The sequence below is a fragment of the Amycolatopsis sp. YIM 10 genome (assembly GCF_009429145.1).
GTDB lineage: Bacteria > Actinomycetota > Actinomycetes > Mycobacteriales > Pseudonocardiaceae > Amycolatopsis.
Genome location: NZ_CP045480.1, coordinates 9,872,659 through 9,892,955, shown reverse-complemented (window position 1 = coordinate 9,892,955; position 20,297 = coordinate 9,872,659). Strand labels below are relative to the sequence as shown.

Below are 20,297 nucleotides of genomic sequence, written 5' to 3'. Positions count from 1 at the left end.
GCGAGATTCGTTAGGCCGGGTTCACGCCGGGTTCACCCAGCGATGCGGCGTTTGCGTGGTCGTGGCCGTATGGTTGGCCGCATGCGCGAGGCTTACCACGTCGAACTCGAACAACTGGCCGACAAACTGGCGGCCATGTCCGTGCAGGTGGCGGATGCCATGGAGCGGGCAACCACAGCCCTGCTCGACGTCGACCTCGCGATCGCCGAGCAGGTGATCAGCGACGACGCGAAGGTCGACGACGCCAGGGCGGCCTGCGAGGAGCAGGCGTACGCCCTGCTGGCGTTGCAGGCCCCGGTGGCGACCGACCTGCGAACCGTGCTCGCGGCGATCCACGCGGCGGAGAGCCTGGAGCGGATGGGCGACCTGGCACTGCACGTGGCCAAGGCGGCCCGTCGGCGGCACCCGGAGCCGGTGCTGCCGGAGCAGGTTCGCGGCTACTTCGCCGAAATGGGCCAGATCGCCGTGCGGCTGGCGCGACAGGCGGAGCAGGTGATCAAGACCAAGGACGTCAGCGCGGCCAAGGAGCTGGAGGCCGACGACGACCAGGTGGACGACATCCACCGCCACCTGTTCACCGTGCTGATGGACCGCGAGTGGCCGCACGGTGTGGCCGCCGCGGTGGACGTCACCCTGCTGGGCCGGTTCTACGAGCGCTTCGCCGACCACGCGGTTTCCGTGGCGCGCCGGATGATCTTCGTGGTCACCGGCCGCATGCCCGGCTACGGCCCGGGCGACGACGACCTCTGATCGGCCGGCTCCGGTAACGAATGTGGCTTTCGGGACGCACACCGTCCCGGAAGCCACATTTTTCATGTCCGCCTCCTGCGCCCCCTGATTCTCGATTGCGGAATATGGGCGCGCACCCCTGGCGGTACGGGGCGCGATCCGAGGTACGGCGCCCGGTTAGGGGCCGACCGGACTGATAGGGGTGGGCGGTATCCCCGCCTGGCCGGATGCTGGTTCCGCGAGCGAGATCGAGCCGTTCTCACGGAGGGCCGCGGAATGAGCGACAGGATCGACAACGCGCTGGACTGCTGGCGGCACCGCCTCGACTGGCGGCGGGTGTCGGGCACCCCGGCGCTGTCCGGCCGCTGGGCGATCGTGGTGGCCGACCTCGACGACGGCGACCGGTTCGCCGCGGTGCTCCGCCGCTACGGCGCCGAGCCGATCCTCATCCCGGCGGGCGATCGCAACGCGATGGCCGACTGCTTCCGGATCTTCCGCGAGCTGTCCGGGGTGATCTCCCTGCTGGCACTGGCGGAATCGCCGGAAAAGGACCTGCCGCCCGGCGTCGCGTCCACTGTGTACCTGATGCAGGCGCTCGGCGACGCGGGCCAGTCCGTGCCGCTCTGGTGCGTCACCCGCGGCGCGATGACCGACGGCGGCGACCCGGTGCAGGCGCTGCTCTGGGGCCTCGGCCGCGCCGCCGTGCTGGAGAATCCCCACCGCTGGGGCGGCATCATCGACCTGCCCGCCGACTTCGACGCGGTGACCGCGCGCCTGTTCGCCACCGCGTTGTCCCATCGCGGTGGTGACAACCGCTTCGCCATCCAGAACGGCGAACTCCGCGCGGCCCGTACCGTGCGCGAGCCGGGGCACGACTGGGTTCCGCGCGGCACCGTGCTGATCACCGGCGGCACCGGTGCGCTCGGCACCCGCGTCGCCCGGTGGGCCGCCGAGCAGGGCGCGCAGCACCTCGTGCTCGTCAGCCGTCGTGGTCCGGCGGCCACCGAAGCGGCGGAGCTGCGCAAGCTGCTGGCCGGCACCCGGGTCACCATGGCCGCCGCCGACGTCACCGACGAAGCCTCGCTGGCCAGGGTCAAGCGGGAGTTCGGGCCGATCGACGCGGTGGTGCACACCGCCGGGCACGACGCCGTCGGCCCGTTGCCCGAACTGCGCCCGGCCGATCTGCGCACCAGGGTCGTCGGCGCACGCAACCTCGACCGCGTCTTCGCCGCCACCGAACTCGACGCCTTCGTGCTGATGTCCACTTTGGACGGGGTGCAGGGGCGCACCGGACAGGGCGCGGCGGCGGCGACGAGCGCCTACCTGGCCGCGCTCGCCGAGCGCCGCCGCGCTCGCGGTGGCCGCGCCCACGCGCTGGCCTACGACTGCCGCGGCACCGACGACCTGCGGATCTTCGTTTTCCCGGACCGGCTCGACCAGCCGGGACTGGCCGCGGAGCTGTGCGACCGCTCGCCCGACTTCGCCGCCACCTACGCCGAATGCGAGCAGCGGCTGGCCAAGTACACCGATCCGCGGCACGGGCGGGACTGGGCGACGATGGTCGCGCTCGCCGCGATGTGGCAGGCACACGGCGTGCGCCCGGCGCGGGTGCTCGGCCACGGGGCGGGTGAGATCGCGGCGGCGGTGGTCGGCGGTTCGCTCACCCTGGAGGAGGGCGCGAAGGCGATCGCCGTGCGCTCGCAGGAGATGGTCGCGGTGTCCCTGCCGGAGAGCGAGGTGGCCGACCGGATCGCCCGCTGGCAGGGCCGGATCGGGGTGCTCGCGGTCGACGGCCCGGAGTCGGTGGTGGTTTCCGGGGACCCGGCCGCGATCGACGAGCTGACCTTCCGCTTCCGCGCCGGCCGCATCACCGTGCGCCGGCTTGTCCGGGCGTCGGCGGGCAACGCCGAGGCGTTCGAGCGGAACCTGGCCGCCTACCGCCGGCACGGCTATCGGCTGATCGAGATCAGCGGCCCGCCGGTGCCCGCGCGACCGTCGCGCTCGCTCGAGGTGGGCTGATGGTTTTCGATCTGGTCGAGCCGATCGCCGGTACCGGCGCGCTCCTGTGTTGTGGGGACCTCCGCGCGGAAACCCACCCGTGGCTGGCGGGCAAGCCGTTGCCCCGCGAACTGCTGGCCGAACTGCTTTCGCTCGCCGGTGCCGAAGTCGGCTGCGCGCACGTGCGTGAACTACGCGTCGAGGCGGAACTGCTGCTGCCCGCGAGATTCCAGGTGCGCGTCGGCGCGCTGGAGAACGGCATGCGCGCGGTCCACCTGTACACGCGCCGCGGTGAGGACTGGACCGAGCACGCGACCGGCATCGTCGAACCGGCGGTAGTCGCCGAAACCACCGACGACGGCTGGCATCCGCTTCCACCGGCTCCCCGGGCGGACGGGCCGGAGCCGCAGGTGGTGCCGTTCACCACCACCGAGCACGCCAGGGAACTGGCGCGCGGCGGGGAGCGCCTGGTGTTCGCCGACGAGCACGAGGCCACCGCCGTGGTGCTGCCCGAGGTGCTCGGCTCGGCGACACCACCGCTGATCGTGCGTGCCGGGGTCGCCTATGCCTTGGACGGCAACGAAAACGCGGTCGACGAGCCGATCGCGGTGATCGGGGTGAGCGGGCGCTTCCCCGGTGAGATCGGGCCGGTGCCCGAGGATCGCGGCTGGGACGTCTCGCCGCGCGGTGCTTTCCTGCGCGCGCCGGGAGACTTCGACGCGGCGTTCTTCGGCATGTCCGGTGAACAGGCGCTGGTGGTCGACCCGCAGCATCGGCTGCTGCTGGAAACCGCTTGGGAGGCCTTCGAAAACGCCGGGATCGACCCGGAGCGGATGCGCGGCGAGAAGGTCGGCGTGTTCACCGGCGTGCACGGCAGGCACTACGAATCACTGGTGTGGGCGGCATCGATGGACGCGCGGCCGATGCCCGCCGCGGTGCGGGTGGCGCAGGCGTTCGGTCTCGCCGGGCCCGCGGTGGAGACCGGCGAGGCCTGCCGGACGGCCGTCGAATCGCTGCGCCGTGGTGAGTCGGCGATGGCGCTGGCCGGGTGGGCGAGCGTGCTGGCCACCCCGGACGCGGTGGACTCGGTGGACGCTGATCCGGCGGAAGGCGCCGGAGTTCTTTTGCTGCAAAGACTTTCCGAGGCGGAACGGCTCGGGCACCCGGTGCTGGCGATCGTGCCGGAACGGCCGGGCCCGGTGGCCGAGCTGATCGAGTCGGTGCGGCGGACGGTCCGGCCGGAGCCGGCCGAGCCGATCGCCGACCTGCCGATGGCGTGGCCGCTCTCGGCGAAGTCCGAAGCCGCACTGCGTGCCCGCGCGACCCAGCTTCTGTCCTGTTTGGATACCGATGCGCCGGCGGACATCGGGCTCTCACTGGCCGAGCGAACCGAATTCACCCATCGTGCCGTGGTGATCGGCGAGAACCCCGACGAGTTCCGCGCCGCGCTGACCGCGCTCGCCGATGGCCGCACCGCGCCGAACCTGGTGCTCGGCTCGGCTGCCGAGACCACCGCGCCGGTACTGGTCTTTCCCGGTGGGGAACTGGACTGGTCGAGCAACGAACTGCTGGAGCACCCGGTGTTCGCCGACCGGATCGCCGACTGCGAGCGGGCGCTGGCCGCGCACGTCGACTGGTCGCTGACCGAGTTGCTGCACAACGAACTGGTGCCGGACCGGGTGGACGTGGTGCTGCCGGTGCGCTGGGCGGTGCAGGTCGCGGTCGCGGCGCTGTGGGAGTCGTTCGGCGTGCGGCCGTCCGCGGTGCTCGGCCACGGCGACGGCGAGATCGCGGCAGCCGTCGTCTGCGGTGCCTTGTCCATTGAGGATGGTGCGAAGGTGGCCGCGCTGCGCGCGCGGGCGTTGCGGGGCATCGTCGGCCGCGGTGGTGCGGTCTCGGTCGCCCTGCCGGAGCACGAGGTGGTGGACCGGATCGGGTTCTGGCCCGGCCGGGTGGGCGTGGCGGCCATCGACGCGCCGGATTCGGTGCTGGTCACCGGCGACGCCACCGCGCTGGACGAGCTGATGTACCGGTTCAAGGCGGACCGGATCCGGGTGCGGCGGCTGCCGGTCGGCCACGCCGCGCACTCGTCCCACGTGGAGGAGATCGAGCAGCTGGTCAAGGACCTGCTCGCCGGCATCACGCCGGTTCCGGCCGCGGTGCCGTTCTTCTCCACGGTCACCGGCGACTGGTTCGACACCACCGAGCTGACCGCCGACTACTGGTACTGGAACCTGCGTCAGCCGGTCCTGTTCGCGCACGCGCTCAAGGCGCTCGCCGACCAGGGCTGCGTGTTCGCCGAGGCGGGCGAGCCCGGTGGGCCGCGGCAGTTCCTCGCCGAGGTGGCCAGGGCGCACCTTCGCGGGGTCGCGGTGGACTGGCGCGCCTGCTTTCCCGGTGCCCGCCGCGTCGCGCTGCCCACCTACCCCTTCCAGCGCGAGCGGTACTGGATCGACCTCACGCACTCCGGATCGCCAGCGTCTGCAGCTCGATCGGCAGATCACACCGCCGCTTGATGCCCAGTTTCCGGTACGCCCTGGTCAAGTGCTGCTCCACTGTGGACACCGTGATGTAGAGCTTCCCGGCGATCTCCCGGTTCGAGCAGCCGCACACCGCGAGCGCGGCGACCCGGCTCTCCGACTCGCTGAGCTTTTCCAGCCCGCGCACCACTTCCCCGGCCGGGCGCACCGGCTTTGGCTTGACCCGCGGTGCCTGCGGACGCCGTTCACCGGCCAGCAGCTGCAGCGCCTTGGCCCGCTCGAGCCGGTCACCGGCGGCTTCCAGCAGCTTGACCGCCTCGGCGACCAGCTGCGGCCGCTGCCCCGGTTCGCTCGCCGCGGCCAGCACCCGCAGCGAAATCCCGCGCACCCGCGGCTGCTCCAGACCGGTCAGCGCGAGCTGGGCGTCGACCAGCTTGCGCGCCTGCCCGCGATTGCCCAGTTCGAGCCAGGCCTGCGCGGCACCGGTCCGCCACGGCACCACCGACGGCTGGTCCATGCCCCAGTTCTGCATCAGCTCACCGCAGAACAGGAAGTCGGCGAGCGCGGCCTGGTGCCTGCCGATGGTCATGCTGTACTGCCCGCGCGCGTAGGCGTAGTGCAGGCCGAACCGGGTGTCGAACATGGCCTGCGGCACCGGCCGCTCGGCCACCTCGGCGGCCTCGTCCAGCCGTCCCATGCCGATCAGCGCCAGTAGCAGGTTCGCCAGCGGCAAGCCGATGCCGACACCCCATCCGCGTTCGGACAGCACCCGCAGCGCCTCGCTCGCCTCGCGGTGCGCGACGGTCAGTTCTCCTTGGCGCATCGCGATTTCCGCACGGACGGCGGCCAGCAGCGCCTGGCCGGTGCGGCTGGTGGTGCGCAGCCGGAGGTGGTGCAGCCGTCCCCAGTGCGCGGCGGCGTCCAGCCTGCCCGCGTAGATCAGCGTGAGCAGCGCGCCGAACTCCTCCTGCGGGGAGATCTGGTCGCGTTCTCCGAACTGCGAGCGTTGCAGCAGGTGCTCGGCGCCGAGCACGGTCGGTCTCGGCACGGCGCCCGTCTGCCCGCCGGGCAGTAGCTGGTCGAACCGGATCCGCCGCTTCAGGCCGGGATAGGTGGTGCTGAGCCAGAGTTCGGCCTGTGCCAGCTGGTGCGCGTCCCCGGCCAGGCCGCGGATACCGGTCAGCGCTTCGTCGTGCTTTCCCTGCCAGAGCAGGTAACCGACGAGTTCGGTGGTGTCGCGGCCGGCGAGTCTGCCGTCACGGGCGGCGGTCACCAGCGGTTCGAGGTGCCGGGCGGACTGCCCGGGGTCGAGCCGCCAGGTGATCCTGGCCAGCAGTGCGGCCAGGTCGAGCCGGTGCGCGGGATCGGTGGTGATGGTGCGCGCGAGTTCCAGGTAGCGGACGGCGTCGGCGGGGCGCTGGTCGCGCAGCGCGGCGTCGGCCGCGTCGCTCAGCACGGCGACCGCCCAGTCCGGGCGCAGGCGCGGGGCCCGCAGCAGGTGCCCGGCCACCACCTCCGGCGCCGCACCCGCGGTGTGGGTCAGCACGGCCGCGCGTTCGTGCAGGTCGGCCGCGGCCTCCGGGGAGAACGTGCCCAGCGCGGCGGCCGCGACATCCGGATGGGCCTGGTCGCCGGGGTTGAGCAGACCGCTCGCCCGCAGTGCCAGCAGGTCGGCGTCGACCTCGCGCCCGAGCAGTTCGGCCACGTCCTCGGCCGAGCCGACCACGGCGATACCGCCCAGCACCTCGACCGTCGACGGCGCGGCCCGGTGCAGGCAGCCGAGCAGCGCCTCGGTGAACCGGCCCTCGGTCAGCCCGCGCATCAACTGCGGGTTGCCGCCGGTGAGCGGGAGGTCGTTCCCGGCGGGCAGCGGGTCCACCGGCAGCGCCTCGAAGTGCGGCTGGCGCGAAAGCTCCGCACGCACCGCCGGGTCGAGCGCCAGCGGACCGGCACCCTCGGTGAGCACCACGGTCACGCGCTGTCCGCCGAGCCGCCGCACCAGGTAGAGCAGGCAGCTCATCGACGGCGCGTCGCAGTACTGGGCGTCGTCGAGCAGGATGGCCAGCGGCCGGTCCTCCGCCAGCGCGAACAGCGTGGCGCCGACCGCGCGCGACACCCGCAGCAGCTCGTTCTCGGCCACCATCCGGTCGGGATCGTGGTCGAGTGCCTTGGCGATCCGCTCGTCGGCGAGCGCGGGCGCGGGCAGCAACTGGGCGAGCGCGCCGAAGGGCAGGCGCTGCTCAGCGCGGGCGCAACCGGCTCGAAGAACCAGCGCGCCGGAGTCCTCGGCGAGTTCGGCGAACTGGCTCAGCAGCGTGGTCTTCCCACAGGTGACACCCCCGGTCAGCACCGTCGCGGTCCCGGTGCCCGACTCCGCGCCGGCCAGCCGTGCCTTGAGCACCGCGATCTGCTCGTCCCGTGCGATCAGCATGATGTCCCCTTTGCGTCGTGTGCGGGGTTCGAGGCGAAATTAGCCGAGAAAAAGGGGTCACTCCGGGGAATCGAGGTCGGCTCGAGTGGGATCCGACAAGCTGTCGAGGTCGGCGCGACGGTCAAGATCGGCAGCTTCCGGCCGATTCGCCCGGTTTCGCCCGGCTTCGTGCGTAAGGTGGGAGGGGTCGACCGCTTGACGAAAAAACCGACCGACCGGTACCGAAACCGTTGACAAAACCGACCGCCCGGTTTTGAATTTCGGGTATCGGGCCGCTGGCAGGGGTGACCACCGGCTCGCCGACGAGCTGAGGGAGCTGTCATGGACATCCGGGTGCTGGGTCCGCTTGAAGTCCAGTTTTGCGGCAGAACGGTCGCGCCGACGGCGGCCAAGGAGCGGAAGCTGCTGGCCATGCTCACCGTGCACGCCGGCGAGCTGGTTCCCGACTCGGCGCTGTTCGAGGAGTTGTGGGGTGGCAAGATCCCTCGCAGCGCCCGGACCACCCTGCAGACCTACGTGCTCCACCTGCGGTCCATGATCGGCGCGGCGGGCGCGGGCGCCGAGGACGGCCGCGACCGCGACCCGAAGGCGATCCTGGCGCGGGAGGTAGGGGGCTATGTTCTCCGTGATGAGGGGTTCACGATCGACGTCAAGGAGTTCGACCGGCTCGCCGAGGCGGGCCACCGCGCCCGCGAGGGCGGTGACTTCGCCGGCGCGTCGGAGAAGTTCGGGCGCGCGCTGGCGCTGTGGCGCGGTCGCGCGCTGGCCGACGTGATGCCGGGCGGGTTGCTCGAAGTCGAGGTGCACCGCCTGGAGGAGGCCAGGTTGTGCGTGCTCGACCGCCGGATCGACGCCGATCTCCGGCTCGGCAGGCACCACGAGCTGCTCGGTGAACTCACCGCGCTGGTCGCTCGCAACCCGACGCACGAAGGACTGCACGGGCACCTCATGCTCGCGCTGCAGCGGGCCGGCCGCCGGGGGGACGCCATCGACGTCTACCTGCGGTTGCGCACCCGCCTGGTCGAGGGACTGGGACTCGAGCCGTCCTTGACCCTGCGCCGACTGCACCGGTGCATCCTCACCTCCGATCAGGAGCCGACCCGGCCCGGGGAAGCGCTTTTCCCCGCGCTCACCGCATGAGGCGGGCCGGGATGAGCTGTCACATCGTTCGTCCCAGCAGTCGAGGAGCCCCCTGTGGCCAAGCAGCACCGGTCGGAGCAGACGAGGAACGAGATAGTGAGGTGCGCCGCCAGGCTGTTCGACCGTGACGGCTTCCCGACCGCCAGCATGTCCGAGATCAGCCAGGCGGCCGGGGTGACCAAGGGGGCGGTCTACTTCCACTTCGCGTCGAAGGACGAGCTCGTCGGCGCGGTGCAGGAGCTTGGCTGCGTGATGCTGGAGTCCCACGCCGCCAAGCTCGCGTCCAACGAGAACTCCCCGCTGCAGACCGTGATCGACCTGACCCACACGCTCGCCGCCTGGCTGGACGCCAGCCCGGTGGTCCGCGCCTGCATGCGCACCGCCCGCGAGTGCGCCGACCGCGGCGCCCCGTTCAACGACTTCTACCAGGCCTTTCTCAAGGCGATCAGGGACGCGCTCGCGCGCGCGGACGCCGCCGGCGAACTCAAGTCGGGCGTGGCGCAGGACGCCGTGCTGACCCAGGTGGTCGCCGCCAGCACCGGCCTCGAAGTGCTGTGGTGGGCGGGCACGCTGCCGCGCCCGCGCACGCTCGCGGTGACCAAGGTCTGGGAGGTGCTGCTGCCCGGCATCGCCGTGCCCGCGCGCACCACCCGGCTGGAACGCGCCGGCAGCTCGGCCGCCGCGGCCCGGCCACCGGTCAGCTTCGGCTGACCCCGTTCGCCGGCTCGGGGACCTCGCCGGCTGTACCGACTTCACCGGCCTCGCCGATTTCGCTGCCCTCCGGCCGGAACTTGTGCAGCCGCCGCGTCGGCACGATGCCGGGCAGCGTGATGCGCCACATCATGGTCACCCGCTCGGTGATGTCCTCACGCTGGGTGAGCACCTCCGAGCTGATCTGCACGCCGGTGAACGAGGCGATGACAAAGGTGGCGATGTCCACCGGATCCAGCTCGGGACGCAGATCTCCTTGGCGCGCGGCGCTTTCCAGGCAGGTCTGCACCAGCCCGATCCAGTTCCGGTAGGCGTCCGGGGTGGGCGTGGAGAAGGTGCCCTGCTCGATCACCAGCCGGATACCCGCCCGCACGCGCGGATTGTTCCGCAGGCTGATCGCCATGCCGTGGGACAGGTCGATGGCGGTCTGCAGGGTCACCAGGTCCGGGTCCTCCGGTGGGGTCCAGATGGTGAACTGCTCCGAGATGATCGCCTTGGCGATCTCCTCCTTCGAGGAGAAGTGGAAGTACAGCGCTCCCTTGGTGACACCGGCGCCCGCGATGATGTCGGTCAGCGTGCCGCCCTGGAAACCTCGCTCGTCGAACACCATCGCCGCCGCATCCAGGATGGCCGTTCGCGTGAGCTCGGCCCGTTCCTGCTTGGGCACGTACAACTCCCTGGGGTTCTCGGGGGATCCAGTCGCCATTCCTACGGCTGTTCGGAGGACTCAGGTGCCGGTTCCCTGGTCTGTTCGGACGACTCAGCGGCCGAGATCCTACGGCCTGTAAGCGGTTAACCGAGAATTTATCATCCGAAGGGGTTGTAAAAAAAACCGGGCAGTCAGTATGTTCAAAACGGTCATAACGTGAGCTTCCACACAAGGAGTGCTGATGACAGCGATGATGACCCGGCCGGGTGGGGATGTGGTCACGGCAGCGCCGGAGTTCGGTAACGCGGTGGTCTCGCAGCGGTCCGATGTCCTCTTCGACCAGACGATCCCGCGGGCGCTGGTGCACCGCGCGGCCGTCTCCGAGGTGTTCCTGACCGACCTGTGCACCCTCGGCGACACCGAGTTCCAGGTGGGCGCGCAGTGGCCGCGCGGCCACAGCTTCTTCAGCCTGCTGAGACCCGACTTCCACGACCCGATGCTGATGGCGGAGACGATCCGGCAGGCCGGGCTGCTGATCGCGCACGCCGAGTTCGGCGTCCCGCTGGACTGGAAGTTCATCGTCCACCGGCAGACCTTCTCGCTCGGTTCGGACGGCCTCCGGCTGGGCGCGCGCCCAGCCGACATCGTGCTCGCGGTGACCTGCCACGACCTCAAGCGGCGCGGCAAGCGAGTGGCCGGTGGGCGCCTGGAAATCGGCTGCTACCGCGACGGCGAGCTCATCGGCTCCGGTGGCGCGCTGTGGAGCGCGGTGTCGACGTCGGCCTACCGGCGGCTGCGCGGGGAGCGCGCCGACGCGGTGATCGAGGTCGAGCCGCCCGTCGGGGTCGCGCCGCTGGCCGTCGGCCGGGACCGCGCCCGCGACGTCGCGCTGGCACCCGGTGGCCGCGACCGCGAATGGGTGCTGCGGGTGGACCAGTCCCACCCGGTGATGTTCGACCACCCGGTGGACCACGTGCCGGGCATGGTCACCATGGAAGCCGCCCGCCAGGCGGCGAACCTGGTCGCCGGCCGTCCCGGCGCGCTGCCGGTCGGCTGCGACTTCCACTTCGAGCACTACATCGAGCTGGACGCGCCGGTGCGGGTCAACGCCACCGAGGTGACCGCGGTCCGCTCGGGCGTGCGCTCGGTGGAGGTGGTGTTCGGCCAGGCCGGGCGCACCGCCGCCTTCGGCACCGTCGACCTGCTGGTGCACGGCTGAAGCATGGCAAGAGCTGTTGGGGGAACTGGGGGAAGACCGGTCCTGCTGACCGGGGCGACCGGGTTCATCGGCACCGCCGTGATCCGGGAACTGCACCGGGTGGGCTGGTTCGACTGGGGTCCACCGCTGGTGGTGCTCACCCGATCCCCGCCGGAGTGGCTGAGCGAGTCCGGCGTCGAGGTGGTCAAGGGTGATCTGTCCGAACCGGACGGTCTGCGCGGGATCGCGAACGGGGTCTCCACGATCATCCACATCGCCGCGCAGATCGGCGGCGACGCCGAGCTGTGCCGCCGGGTGAACCGGGACGGCACGAAGTTCTTGCTGGCAGAGGCGGAAAAAGCCGGTACGCAACGGTTTCTGTACATGAGCACGACGGCGGTCTACGGGCACGGGCCGCACCGCGGGATCAGCGAGTCGCTGCTGGCGCCGGAGCCGGTGTCGGCGACCAGCCTGAGCCGCGCGCAGGCGGAGCGGGAGGTGCGGCGGTTCGGCGGGACCGTGCTCCGGCCGCACCTGGTCTACGGGCACGGCGACACCTGGTTCGTGCCCGCGTTGTGCCGGTTGGTCAGGGCGGTTCCGGCGTGGATCGAGCGCGGTGCCGCCCGCACCAGCGTGATCGAGGTGAACGACCTGGCCGCGCTGGTGGTGCGGTTGATGGGGTTGTCGTGGGGGAAGAGCCGGGGCGCGGTGTTCCACGCGAACGATCCCCGGCCGGTGCGGATGCGGGAGGTGATCGGCACGGTGTGCCGGGAGCTGGGTGTCCGGCCGCCGTCGCGAAACCTGGGGTGTGCGGCGCATCGGGAGCGCACCAGGAAGGTGCTCCCCGGACTGACGGACCACCAGTTCGCCTTGCTGGCGAAGGATCACTGGTACGAAAGCGACCGACTGTGGCGGCGGACGGAACTGACACCGAGCGGTGGTTTCGCGGAGAAGTTCGCGCGCTCCGCCGAGTGGTACCGGACCCACCTGACCGCCGACACCACGGCACCGGTGGACATCGGCTACTCGGAGACGTGATGCTCAGCTCGCCATCGCGTCGAGATCGGCCAGGTCCTTGGGGCGTGCCAGCAAACGTTGTAGGCAAGCACTTCGGCCGGCGCGGCGAAGCGGACGCCGTCGACGACCGCCGCTTCGTCGATCAGCCGGTCGACGTCCCAGTGGGGGGTGAGCCACGACCGGAAGAACTGGATGCGGCCGTTCCAGAACTGCACGCAGGGATCACCGGTGATGGCGCCGCGCGCTGGCGTGCCCGACTCGACGGCCCGCGCCCACGCGGCGCCGCGGGCGACCACGTCGAGATCCCGGATCTTCCGCCGGATGCCGTACGCGAGCAGCGGTCCGCTGCCGAAGACGACGAAGTCGGCGGGGTCGAGGCTCAGCGCCTTCAGCCGTCGGATCAGTGGATTCCTGGCGACGGCCCGTACCTCCGCGGTCATTCGCCCGGCCGCTCGAGCTGCCCGAAGGCCTGGATTATCTTCGGACGCTCGCCGGGGCTCGCGCCGTCGATGGCCCGGAACAGCCGGTCGTTGCGCAGGCGTTCGCTCACCACCGTCGTCCGGTGGGAGAGCCAGTGGCGGGCGATCGACATCGCCGCCAGCGCGACGATGGCGAGCGCGGCGATGAGCCAGTTCTGGCTGGTGAACAACTGCACCGGCATGGCAGGTCCTCAGCTCGCGGCCGTGCGGTGGCCGTCGGCGATCTCGCGCAGCTTCGCCGGGTCCCGCAGCAGCAGGATCTGCCTGCCGGTGCCGACCAGCCCGGCGGTCTTGAAGTTGCGGACGATCTTCTTCACCGAGTCCAGCGAGGCGCCGGTGAGGTTGGCCAGGTCCTGCTGGCTGAACCGGAGGCCGATCCCGTTCGGGGCCGGAGTCCCGATCCCGCTGTCGGCCAGCTCGATGATCGACTTCGCCAGTCGCTGTTCGATGGCCGGTTCCGATTCGGCGATCTTGCGCGTGGCCTGCTCGAGCTGGCAGGCCAGCTGGGCGTGCATGGCCCGCGGGTGCTCGTAGAGGAAGTTCAGCCATTCGACCGCGGGCAGGTGGAGCATCTCGACCTCGGCGAGCGCGATGACGCTCGCCGAGCGCGGCATCCGGCGGATCGCGGCCATCTTGACGTGGCCCTTCCGGATCAGCAGCGCGAAGTCGGTCTCCCCGCCTTCGCTGATGAAAACGTGGCCCGCTTCGCGGTGCAGGGTCGATCAGCCGCCGGAGTGCATGTCTTCGGCTTCGGGGACGCAGTTGTCGTCGGGGTCGTCGAGCCAGCCGTGCGGCAGGGTGACCTTGCCGGGCGAGCCCTGGCGGCCGCGCGGGCCCTCGGCGTCGGCGGGGAACGGCGCGTCGTGGTCGAGGCGGGCGATGAGGTCGTCGAGCTGGTCCATGCTCGACACCATCGCGAAGCCGCGGCGGAGTTCGGAGCCGACCGGGAAGCCCATCAGGTACCAGGCCATGTGCTTGCGCAGGTCGCGCAGGGCCTTGTCGGGGCCGTCGTGCTCGACGAGCAGTTCGGCGTGGCGGCGCAGGACCTTCGCGACCTCGCCGAGGTTCGGCGGGGTCGGGATTTCGGTCCCCCGGAAGGCGGCCTCCAGCTCGCCGAACAACCACGGCCTGCCGAGGCAGCCGCGTCCGACGACGACGCCGTCGCAGCCGGTCTCGTCGACCATGCGCAGTGCGTCGGCGGCGGAGAAGATGTCGCCGTTGCCGAGCACGGGGATGGAGGTGACGGCTTCCTTGAGCGCGGCGATCCTGGTCCAGTCGGCCTGGCCGGAGTAGCGCTGCGCGGCGGTGCGCGCGTGCAGGCTGACCGCCGCCGCGCCCTCGGCCTCGGCGATGCGCCCGGCGTCGAGATAGGTGTGGTGGTCGTCGTCGATGCCGACGCGGAACTTGACCGTGAACGGCACCCCGCCCTCGGCGGCGGCTTTCGCCGACTCACGCACGATGGCGGCGAAGAGCTTGCGCTTGAACGGCAGGGCGGCGCCGCCGCCCTTGCGCGTCACCTTGGCGACGGGGCAGCCGAAGTTGCTGTCGACGTGGTCGGCGAGCCCCTCGCCGACGATGATCTTGACGGCTTCGCGCATGGTCTTCGGGTCGACCCCGTAGAGCTGCATGGACCTGGGCTTCTCGTGCTCGCCGAAGGTCATCATGTGCATCGTGCCGGGGTGCCGCTCGACGATCGCGCGGGCGGTGATCATCTCGCAGACGTAGATGCCGGCGCCGTACTCCTGGCAGAGCCTGCGGAAGGCGACGTTGGTGATGCCGGCCATCGGCGCGAGCACCACCGGCGGATCGACCTCGTAGGGTCCGATCTTCAACGCGGGCTTGCTCAGGGTGGCGGTCACACCCTTCATTGTCGCCTGTGGTGTCGATCACGTCGACGAGGGCGGTCGATTCAGGATTTGACCAGCTGGCTGGCGCGCCGGGGCGAGACGTGCAGCACCTTGGTGACGTCCTGCTTGGACAGCCCGCTGTTCAGCAGGCGGTGCACCACCTCGCGGCCATGCGCTGAGCCTCGGCGGTCGAGCGGCCCTGGGGCGCCCCGACCCCTTCCACCTCGACCACCCACCACTTCTCCTGCTTGCCGATGCTCTGCGGCGCCGTTTTCCGCGTGGTTCGCGCGGCTTCGCGGTCATGAACGGTCTGCCGTCCGCAAAAGGACAGCAGACCGTTCATGACACCCGCGCCGCGCCAGGGGGTCAGAAGGGGACGGTCAGGCAGGCGAGCCTGGCGCCCGCGGTGCCGGCGTGTCCCGGGTGGGTGTGCGTGTGGGTTTCGTGCAGGACCACCGAGCCCGCACGTCGGGCGGCGTCGAACTGCCAGGGGACTCGCGTGGTGCTGAAGCCGGTGCCGAAGCGGTCGGTGGTCAGGTCCAGCCAGATCTCGTTCGACGGGTTCGCGTAAGCCGGGTCCACCGACGGCGAGACCGGGTCCACGCGCTTCTGGTAGTGCGGGCCCGCGGCCGCGCCGTCCGGGCCGCAGGGCTTCGTGTGCGCGTGCGCGCCGTAGTCGCGACCAGGGACGAGGCCGTGCACGACCAGCGTCACCCCGGTCCCGTACGCCGGCGCGGACAGCGAGAACACGCTCGCCCGCGCGCCAACCGGGACCAGCGAAGGCTGGTACGTGAAAGCCGTCGAGCCGAACTCGCCGCGGGCGGTGACCACCCCGAATTCTGCGGGGGCGGCCGCGGCCGGGGTGGCCAGCACAGCCGAACAGCACAGCGTCAACAAGGCGGGGACCAGACGTCGCATGGACACTGCCTATCGCTCCGCCAGGCGATCGCGCCACCGGACCTGCCTGATGAGGTGAATCCCACGGAAAGCCTTGACAGCTCCATCTATTCGATAACCGTCGTACTATCGGCGACGTGACAACGGAACGAACTCCGGCTGACCGGACCTGGCTGGTGGCCATCGCCGCCGCGCTCTGGGGCACCGACGGCCTGCTGCGCCTCCCACTGGCCAACGCCCTGCCCCCGGCCACCGTGGTGTTCTGGGAGCACCTCCTCGTGGTGCTCGTGCTCTCCCCACTCGTCCCCCGCGCGCTGCGGGCGCTGCGCGGCTGCGGCCCCCGCGAGTGGACCGCGGTGCTGGTCATCGGCGGCGGCTCGTCGGCACTGGCGACGGCCCTGTTCACCGCGGCTTTCCGCACCGGAGACGCGGTCACGCCACTGGTGCTGCAGAAGCTGCAACCGGTGTTCGTGGTGCTCGCCGCCTTCTTCCTGCTCCGCGAGCGCATCCGCCCCGGATACGCGCTCTTCGCCGCGCCCGCGCTGCTCGGCGCCTGGCTGCTGGCGTTCAAGAACCCGCTCGAAATCGAACTCAACGCGCTGCGCGCCGCCCTGCTCGCGATCGGCGCCGCGGTTCTGTGGGCGGCGGGCACCGTGCTCGGCAGGCTGGTCTCGAACAGCCTGCCCGCCAGGGACGTCACCGTGCTGCGGTTCACCGTCGGCCTGCCGGTTTCCGCGGTGATCGTGGCCGTGCAGGGCGTTTCCTTCGTACCTGGTTGGGCGAACGCGCCCGGACTGCTGCTGCTCGCGTTCATCCCGGGCCTGCTCGCGCTCAGCCTCTACTACGCGGGCCTGCGAACCACCCCGGCTTCGCGCGCGACGCTGGCGGAACTCGCCTTCCCGGCGACGGCCGCGATCATCGGCGTCGCCTTCCTGAACACGACGCTGACCGTCACGCAGTGGCTCGGCCTGCTCATCGTGGTCGCCGCGGTGACCACGCTCGGCTGGCACGAGAAGGTGCGCGCGAAGCCGATGGTGCTCGAGCCCGCAGTCGTCTAGCCCAGGTCGCGAGCCAGCAGGTCCTCTTCGGTTTCGCGGCGGACGAGCAGGGACGCGACACCGTCGCGCACGCCGACCAGTGGTGGGCGTCCGACCTGGTTGTAGTTCGAGGCCAGCGAGTGGTGGTACGCCCCCGTGCCCGGCACGGCGATCAGGTCACCGGCGCGCACGTCCGCGGGCAGCGGCACGTCGTGGGCGAGGACGTCACCGGCTTCGCAGTGCCGCCCGACCACCATCATCGGCTGCCGTTCCGCGCGCGAGTACCGGTTCGCCAGCCGTGCGGTGTAGCGGGCGCCGTACAGCGCGGGGCGCGGGTTGTCGCTCATGCCGCCGTCGACCGCGACGAACGTGCGGCTGCCGCGCTTCACCGCGCACACCCGGTACACCGTGATGCCCGCGCGCGCGACGATCGCGCGTCCGGGTTCGACGGTCAGCCGCGGCATCGGGAAGTCGTGCACCGAGCACTCGTACGCCAGTGCGACGCGCAGTCGACGGGCGTATCCGGCGAGGTCGAAGTCGACGGCGTGCCCACCACCGAGGTCGAGGTGGGGCAGCTCCAGCCCGTAGGTCGCGCGGACGTGCGCCAGCGCCTCGACCATGCGCCGCGCCGCCTGCTCGTAAGCGTCCACTCTGGACACTTGCGAGCCGATGTGGCAGTGCAGCCCGGTCAGCCGCAGCGACGGCTGGGCGAGCACGGCGGCGACCGCGCGGTCGAGGTTGTCGGTGACCCTCGGCAGCAGCGAAAAGCCGAACTTCTGCCCCTCGGTGCCGGTGGTGACCGCGGCGTGCGTGCCGCCGTCGACGCCGGGCACCACGCGGAGCAGCACCTCCTGGCGGCCGTGCGCCAGCGCGCCGAGCTGCTCGATCTCGTCGAGCGAGTCGAGCACGATCCGGCCGACACCGTAACCGAGTGCGGTCTTCAGGTCCTCCGGGGTTTTCACGTTGCCGTGCAACAGGATTCGCGAGGCGGGAAAGCCGGCGGCGCGCGCCACGGCGATCTCACCGCCCGAGCAGGTGTCCAGCGAAAGACCTTCTTCGGCGACCCAGCGGAGCACGGACCTGGTGCACAACGCCTTGCCCGCGAAGGCGATTTCCGCCTCCGGCAGGGCTTCACGGTACGCCCGCGCCTGGTCGCGCACGTGCGCCTCGTCCAGCAGGTACGCGGGCGTGCCGAAGCGGGCGGCGAGCTGGGTGACGGGCACACCGGCGAAAACGAGTTCACCGTCGCGCCCGATCCGGGTGCCGGGCGGCCATTCGGCCGCATCCAGCCGGTCCGCGACGGCGCAACCCAGGCTGGGCAACAGCTCGGCGAGTGTCACGACTACCTCCGGGGGTCGGGAGTGCTACCCCCTCAGCACAACCCCGTCCGGTCCGGAATGGACGGACCGGCTACGGCTCGCTGACGCCCCGGCTGGTGATGTTGACGCGTTGTTGACGGCGTCAGAGCGCGTGCCCGCCCGCCACCTGCACCACCTGGCCGGTGATCCACCTGGCCTGGTGCGAGGCGAGGAAAACCACCGCGTCGGCGATGTCCTCCGGGGTGCCCTCGCGGCCGAGCGGCACGATCCGGCGCACCTCGCCGAGCAGCTCCTCGTCCATCCAGCCGGTCTGCACCGGGCCGGGCGCGACCGCGTTGACGCGGATCCCGGAGGCGGCGAGGTCGAGCGCGGCGGCCCTGGTGAACGCCTCCAGCGCGGCCTTCGACGTGCCGTAACCGAGTTGACCGGGAAAGGCGCGGGCGGCGTCGGTGGAGATGTTGACCACGCACGGCGGCCTGCCGTCGCGGTGGCGGCGGGCGAGTTCGGCGGTGAGCAGCGCGGGCGCGATGGCGTTGACCCAGTAGTGCCTGCTCAGGCTGCCGCCGTTGATGGTCTCGATGGTGTCCGGCGTTTCGCAGTGCGCGGCGTTGTTGACCAGCACTTCGACCGGGCCGAGCTTTGCCTCGATTCGATCGAGGAGGCGCACCGGGGCTTCGTCGTCGGCGAGATCGGCCTCGAACGCGTCACCGTCGGCGGGTCCCACGGTGTGTGACCACTGCACCCCTTCGGGTGGTTCCCCCTGATGGCCCAGGTAGTGGACGGCGACACGGGCGCCCTCGGCGGTGAAGGAGCGGGCGATCGCCGCGCCGATTCCGCTGGACGCCCCGGTCACCAGCACCACCCGGTCGGCGAGTCCGGTGTCGATCATGGGGCTGGACGATAGGACAGATCGGGCATTTCCCGCACGCCGAATTCGCGGCGCAGGGCTGAGCGCGCGGCGAAGTAACCGCACATGCCGTGCACGCCGGGGCCGGGCGGGGTGGCGGCCGAGCAGAGGTAGACGCCGCCGAGCGGGGTGCGGTACGGGTCCCAGCCCGGGAACGGGCCGCTGACCAGCCGAAACGGGGTGATCGCGCCCGCGCCGATATCGCCGCCGACGTAGTTCGGGTTGTACTCGCCGAGGTCGTGGGCGCTGACGCCGCGGGCGGCGAGCACGGTGTCGGCGAAGCCGGGCGCGTACCGCTCGATGCGGCGCGTGACGATCTCGACCGGGTCGGCGCGGTCGTTGTTGGGCACGTGGCAGTAGGCCCAGACCGGCCGCCGGTCAGGACGGCCGCGACCGGGATCGGTGACCATCGGCTCGGCGACGAGGGTGAACGGCTCGGCCGCCCGGCGCCCGCGGGCGACGTCGGTCTCGGCGGCGTACACCTGCTCGCGCGTGCCGCCGATGTGCACGGTCCCGGCACGCGCCAGCTCGGGGTCCAGCCACGGGATGGGCGCCGACACCAGGAAGTCCACCTTGGCCGCGCCAGGACCGTCTTCTGCCCGCGAAAGCCGCCGACCTGCTTTTGCGGGCAGAAGACGGTCGCCGAGGTCGAGGAGGGATTTCGGGTGGAGGTCCAGCAGGATCGCGGGCGTTTTGCGCAGTTCGCGAAGATCGGTGACCGGAGCCCCCGTGAGCACCGAACCGCCGTGCGCGCGGAGGTCGGCGACCAGTGCGTCGGCGATGCGCCGGCTGCCGCCGACCGGGACGGGCCAGCCGGTCGAATGCGCCAGGTGCCCGAGCAGCAGGGAGGCGCCACCGGCGGCGAGGCTGGGCAGCGCGGTCACCGAATGCGCGGCCACCCCGCTGAGCAGCGCGGGCGCTCTTTTGCCCGCAAAAGCATGTTTGGCGAGGAGGGTGCCGTGGGTGAGGACGCGCGAAGGCAGTCGGGCGGCGACGGGGTCGAGCGCGAAGTGCCTGCCGTCGCCGAGCAGTAGGTCGACCAGTTGACGACTTCGCGAGGCGAGCGGGCCCATCAGCCGTCGCCAGAGCGGGGCGTCGACGCCGAGGCGGGCGCACGTCTCGTCCAGGCCGGAGTAGGCGATGGCGGATTCGGCGCCGTCGATCGGGTGCCCGTAGGCGACCGGCGGCACCCGCAGTTCGACGCCGCGCGCGGCCAGGTCGAACTCGCGGAAGAACCGGGACGCCCGCGCCATCGGGTGAACGGCCGAGCAGATGTCGTGCACGACCCCCGGTTCGAACAGGGGGAGCGAGCGCAGGCCGCCACCGATCTCCGCGGCCGCCTCCCGGACCTGTACCCGCAGGCCGGCCCGCGCCAGCACCACCGCCGCGGTCAGTCCGTTGGGCCCCGAACCGACCACCACGGCGTCCGGATCAACGCTCATACCACCGGCACGCTAC

Annotated in this window: 19 protein-coding genes; 8 read left to right on the top strand and 11 right to left on the bottom strand. The window is 71.4% G+C overall.

Annotation, left to right across the window (positions count from 1 at the left end; translation table 11 throughout):
- Positions 1 to 81: 81 nt before the first annotated feature.
- The 3 genes from phoU (at position 82) to YIM_RS46005 (ending at position 5,243) form a co-directional block, all read left to right on the top strand.
- On the top strand, positions 82 to 750 hold the full coding sequence (gene phoU, locus YIM_RS46015) for a phosphate signaling complex protein PhoU (RefSeq protein ID WP_153036320.1): 669 nt from the start codon (positions 82 to 84) through the stop codon (positions 748 to 750).
- 255 nt (positions 751 to 1,005) lie between these two features.
- Positions 1,006 to 2,748, top strand: a complete 1,743-nt coding sequence (locus YIM_RS46010) for an SDR family NAD(P)-dependent oxidoreductase (RefSeq protein ID WP_153036319.1) — start codon at positions 1,006 to 1,008, stop codon at positions 2,746 to 2,748.
- Positions 2,748 to 5,243 (top strand): acyltransferase domain-containing protein, encoded by a 2,496-nt coding sequence (locus YIM_RS46005; RefSeq protein ID WP_153036318.1) that lies wholly within the window; start codon positions 2,748 to 2,750, stop codon positions 5,241 to 5,243. The genes YIM_RS46010 and YIM_RS46005 overlap by 1 nt, the downstream gene beginning before the upstream one ends.
- Here YIM_RS46005 and YIM_RS46000 read toward each other — a convergent pair.
- Entirely contained in the window at positions 5,185 to 7,638 is a 2,454-nt protein-coding gene (locus YIM_RS46000) for a helix-turn-helix transcriptional regulator (RefSeq protein WP_153036317.1), read from the bottom strand. The genes YIM_RS46005 and YIM_RS46000 overlap by 59 nt on opposite strands.
- Before the next feature lie 321 nt (positions 7,639 to 7,959).
- Between YIM_RS46000 and YIM_RS45995 the strand changes: the two genes are divergently transcribed.
- Positions 7,960 to 8,778, top strand: a complete 819-nt coding sequence (locus tag YIM_RS45995; protein WP_153036316.1) for an AfsR/SARP family transcriptional regulator — start codon at positions 7,960 to 7,962, stop codon at positions 8,776 to 8,778.
- Positions 8,779 to 8,832: 54 nt separating this feature from the next.
- The gene (locus YIM_RS45990) at positions 8,833 to 9,489 is read left to right on the top strand and encodes a ScbR family autoregulator-binding transcription factor (protein ID WP_153036315.1); all 657 of its coding nucleotides are present in this window, start codon (positions 8,833 to 8,835) and stop codon (positions 9,487 to 9,489) included.
- Here YIM_RS45990 and YIM_RS45985 read toward each other — a convergent pair.
- Positions 9,476 to 10,156 carry a ScbR family autoregulator-binding transcription factor gene (locus tag YIM_RS45985; RefSeq protein ID WP_153036314.1) on the bottom strand — a complete coding sequence of 227 codons (681 nt, stop codon included), beginning with the start codon at positions 10,154 to 10,156 and terminating at the stop codon, positions 9,476 to 9,478. The genes YIM_RS45990 and YIM_RS45985 overlap by 14 nt on opposite strands.
- Before the next feature lie 223 nt (positions 10,157 to 10,379).
- Here YIM_RS45985 and YIM_RS45980 point away from each other — a divergent pair, with 223 nt between their 5' ends.
- Positions 10,380 to 11,357, top strand: coding sequence for a ScbA/BarX family gamma-butyrolactone biosynthesis protein (locus YIM_RS45980; protein ID WP_153036313.1), 978 nt, complete (start codon positions 10,380 to 10,382; stop codon positions 11,355 to 11,357).
- 3 nt (positions 11,358 to 11,360) lie between these two features.
- The gene (locus YIM_RS45975) at positions 11,361 to 12,374 is read left to right on the top strand and encodes an NAD(P)-dependent oxidoreductase (RefSeq protein WP_153036312.1); all 1,014 of its coding nucleotides are present in this window, start codon (positions 11,361 to 11,363) and stop codon (positions 12,372 to 12,374) included.
- On the opposite strand, the gene YIM_RS45970 is transcribed toward YIM_RS45975, so the two are convergent.
- The 6 genes from YIM_RS45970 to YIM_RS45945 all read right to left on the bottom strand — a co-directional run bounded on the left by YIM_RS45970 (position 12,359) and on the right by YIM_RS45945 (position 15,597).
- Entirely contained in the window at positions 12,359 to 12,793 is a 435-nt protein-coding gene (locus YIM_RS45970) for a hypothetical protein (protein ID WP_153036311.1), read from the bottom strand. The genes YIM_RS45975 and YIM_RS45970 overlap by 16 nt on opposite strands.
- A complete protein-coding gene (locus YIM_RS45965; protein WP_153036310.1) occupies positions 12,790 to 13,014 on the bottom strand; it encodes a hypothetical protein in 225 nt (74 codons plus the stop codon). Before YIM_RS45965 ends, YIM_RS45970 begins: the two co-directional genes overlap by 4 nt.
- Before the next feature lie 9 nt (positions 13,015 to 13,023).
- The gene (locus tag YIM_RS45960; RefSeq protein ID WP_153036309.1) at positions 13,024 to 13,464 is read right to left on the bottom strand and encodes a Crp/Fnr family transcriptional regulator; all 441 of its coding nucleotides are present in this window, start codon (positions 13,462 to 13,464) and stop codon (positions 13,024 to 13,026) included.
- 90 nt (positions 13,465 to 13,554) lie between these two features.
- Positions 13,555 to 14,700, bottom strand: a complete 1,146-nt coding sequence (dusB, locus tag YIM_RS45955) for a tRNA dihydrouridine synthase DusB (protein ID WP_153036308.1) — start codon at positions 14,698 to 14,700, stop codon at positions 13,555 to 13,557.
- Positions 14,701 to 14,821: 121 nt separating this feature from the next.
- Complete coding sequence (locus YIM_RS45950) at positions 14,822 to 15,022, bottom strand: hypothetical protein (RefSeq protein WP_153036307.1); 201 nt, start codon at positions 15,020 to 15,022, stop codon at positions 14,822 to 14,824.
- 23 nt (positions 15,023 to 15,045) lie between these two features.
- The gene (locus tag YIM_RS45945) at positions 15,046 to 15,597 is read right to left on the bottom strand and encodes a superoxide dismutase family protein (RefSeq protein ID WP_153036306.1); all 552 of its coding nucleotides are present in this window, start codon (positions 15,595 to 15,597) and stop codon (positions 15,046 to 15,048) included.
- A 116-nt stretch (positions 15,598 to 15,713) separates the two neighbouring features.
- On the opposite strand from YIM_RS45945, the gene YIM_RS45940 reads away from it, so the two are divergent.
- On the top strand, positions 15,714 to 16,634 hold the full coding sequence (locus tag YIM_RS45940; protein WP_153036305.1) for a DMT family transporter: 921 nt from the start codon (positions 15,714 to 15,716) through the stop codon (positions 16,632 to 16,634).
- Here the strand turns inward: YIM_RS45940 and lysA are convergent.
- The 3 genes from lysA to YIM_RS45925 form a co-directional block, all read right to left on the bottom strand.
- A complete protein-coding gene (lysA, locus tag YIM_RS45935) occupies positions 16,631 to 17,953 on the bottom strand; it encodes a diaminopimelate decarboxylase (RefSeq protein WP_153036304.1) in 1,323 nt (440 codons plus the stop codon). The two genes, YIM_RS45940 and lysA, sit on opposite strands and share 4 nt — an antisense overlap.
- A 121-nt stretch (positions 17,954 to 18,074) precedes the next feature.
- Positions 18,075 to 18,821 (bottom strand): SDR family NAD(P)-dependent oxidoreductase, encoded by a 747-nt coding sequence (locus YIM_RS45930; RefSeq protein ID WP_153036303.1) that lies wholly within the window; start codon positions 18,819 to 18,821, stop codon positions 18,075 to 18,077.
- Entirely contained in the window at positions 18,818 to 20,281 is a 1,464-nt protein-coding gene (locus YIM_RS45925; RefSeq protein ID WP_153036302.1) for an NAD(P)/FAD-dependent oxidoreductase, read from the bottom strand. Before YIM_RS45925 ends, YIM_RS45930 begins: the two co-directional genes overlap by 4 nt.
- Between the last annotated feature and the right edge of the window lie 16 nt (positions 20,282 to 20,297).

Bases quoted from the DNA above. Each gene is read 5' to 3' on its own strand.
- YIM_RS45925 (WP_153036302.1), bottom strand. From the start codon at position 20,281: ATGAGCGTTGATCCGGACGCCGTGGTGGTCGGTTCGGGGCCCAACGGA.
- YIM_RS46010 (WP_153036319.1), top strand. From the start codon at position 1,006: ATGAGCGACAGGATCGACAACGCGCTGGACTGCTGGCGGCACCGCCTC.
- YIM_RS46005 (WP_153036318.1), top strand. From the start codon at position 2,748: ATGGTTTTCGATCTGGTCGAGCCGATCGCCGGTACCGGCGCGCTCCTG.
- phoU (WP_153036320.1), top strand. From the start codon at position 82: ATGCGCGAGGCTTACCACGTCGAACTCGAACAACTGGCCGACAAACTG.
- YIM_RS45965 (WP_153036310.1), bottom strand. From the start codon at position 13,014: ATGCCGGTGCAGTTGTTCACCAGCCAGAACTGGCTCATCGCCGCGCTC.
- YIM_RS45930 (WP_153036303.1), bottom strand. From the start codon at position 18,821: ATGATCGACACCGGACTCGCCGACCGGGTGGTGCTGGTGACCGGGGCG.
- dusB (WP_153036308.1), bottom strand. From the start codon at position 14,700: ATGAAGGGTGTGACCGCCACCCTGAGCAAGCCCGCGTTGAAGATCGGA.
- YIM_RS45995 (WP_153036316.1), top strand. From the start codon at position 7,960: ATGGACATCCGGGTGCTGGGTCCGCTTGAAGTCCAGTTTTGCGGCAGA.
- YIM_RS45960 (WP_153036309.1), bottom strand. From the start codon at position 13,464: ATGGCCGCGATCCGCCGGATGCCGCGCTCGGCGAGCGTCATCGCGCTC.
- YIM_RS45945 (WP_153036306.1), bottom strand. From the start codon at position 15,597: ATGCGACGTCTGGTCCCCGCCTTGTTGACGCTGTGCTGTTCGGCTGTG.
- YIM_RS45975 (WP_153036312.1), top strand. From the start codon at position 11,361: ATGGCAAGAGCTGTTGGGGGAACTGGGGGAAGACCGGTCCTGCTGACC.
- YIM_RS45980 (WP_153036313.1), top strand. From the start codon at position 10,380: ATGACAGCGATGATGACCCGGCCGGGTGGGGATGTGGTCACGGCAGCG.
- YIM_RS45950 (WP_153036307.1), bottom strand. From the start codon at position 15,022: ATGAACGGTCTGCTGTCCTTTTGCGGACGGCAGACCGTTCATGACCGC.
- YIM_RS45970 (WP_153036311.1), bottom strand. From the start codon at position 12,793: ATGACCGCGGAGGTACGGGCCGTCGCCAGGAATCCACTGATCCGACGG.
- YIM_RS46000 (WP_153036317.1), bottom strand. From the start codon at position 7,638: ATGCTGATCGCACGGGACGAGCAGATCGCGGTGCTCAAGGCACGGCTG.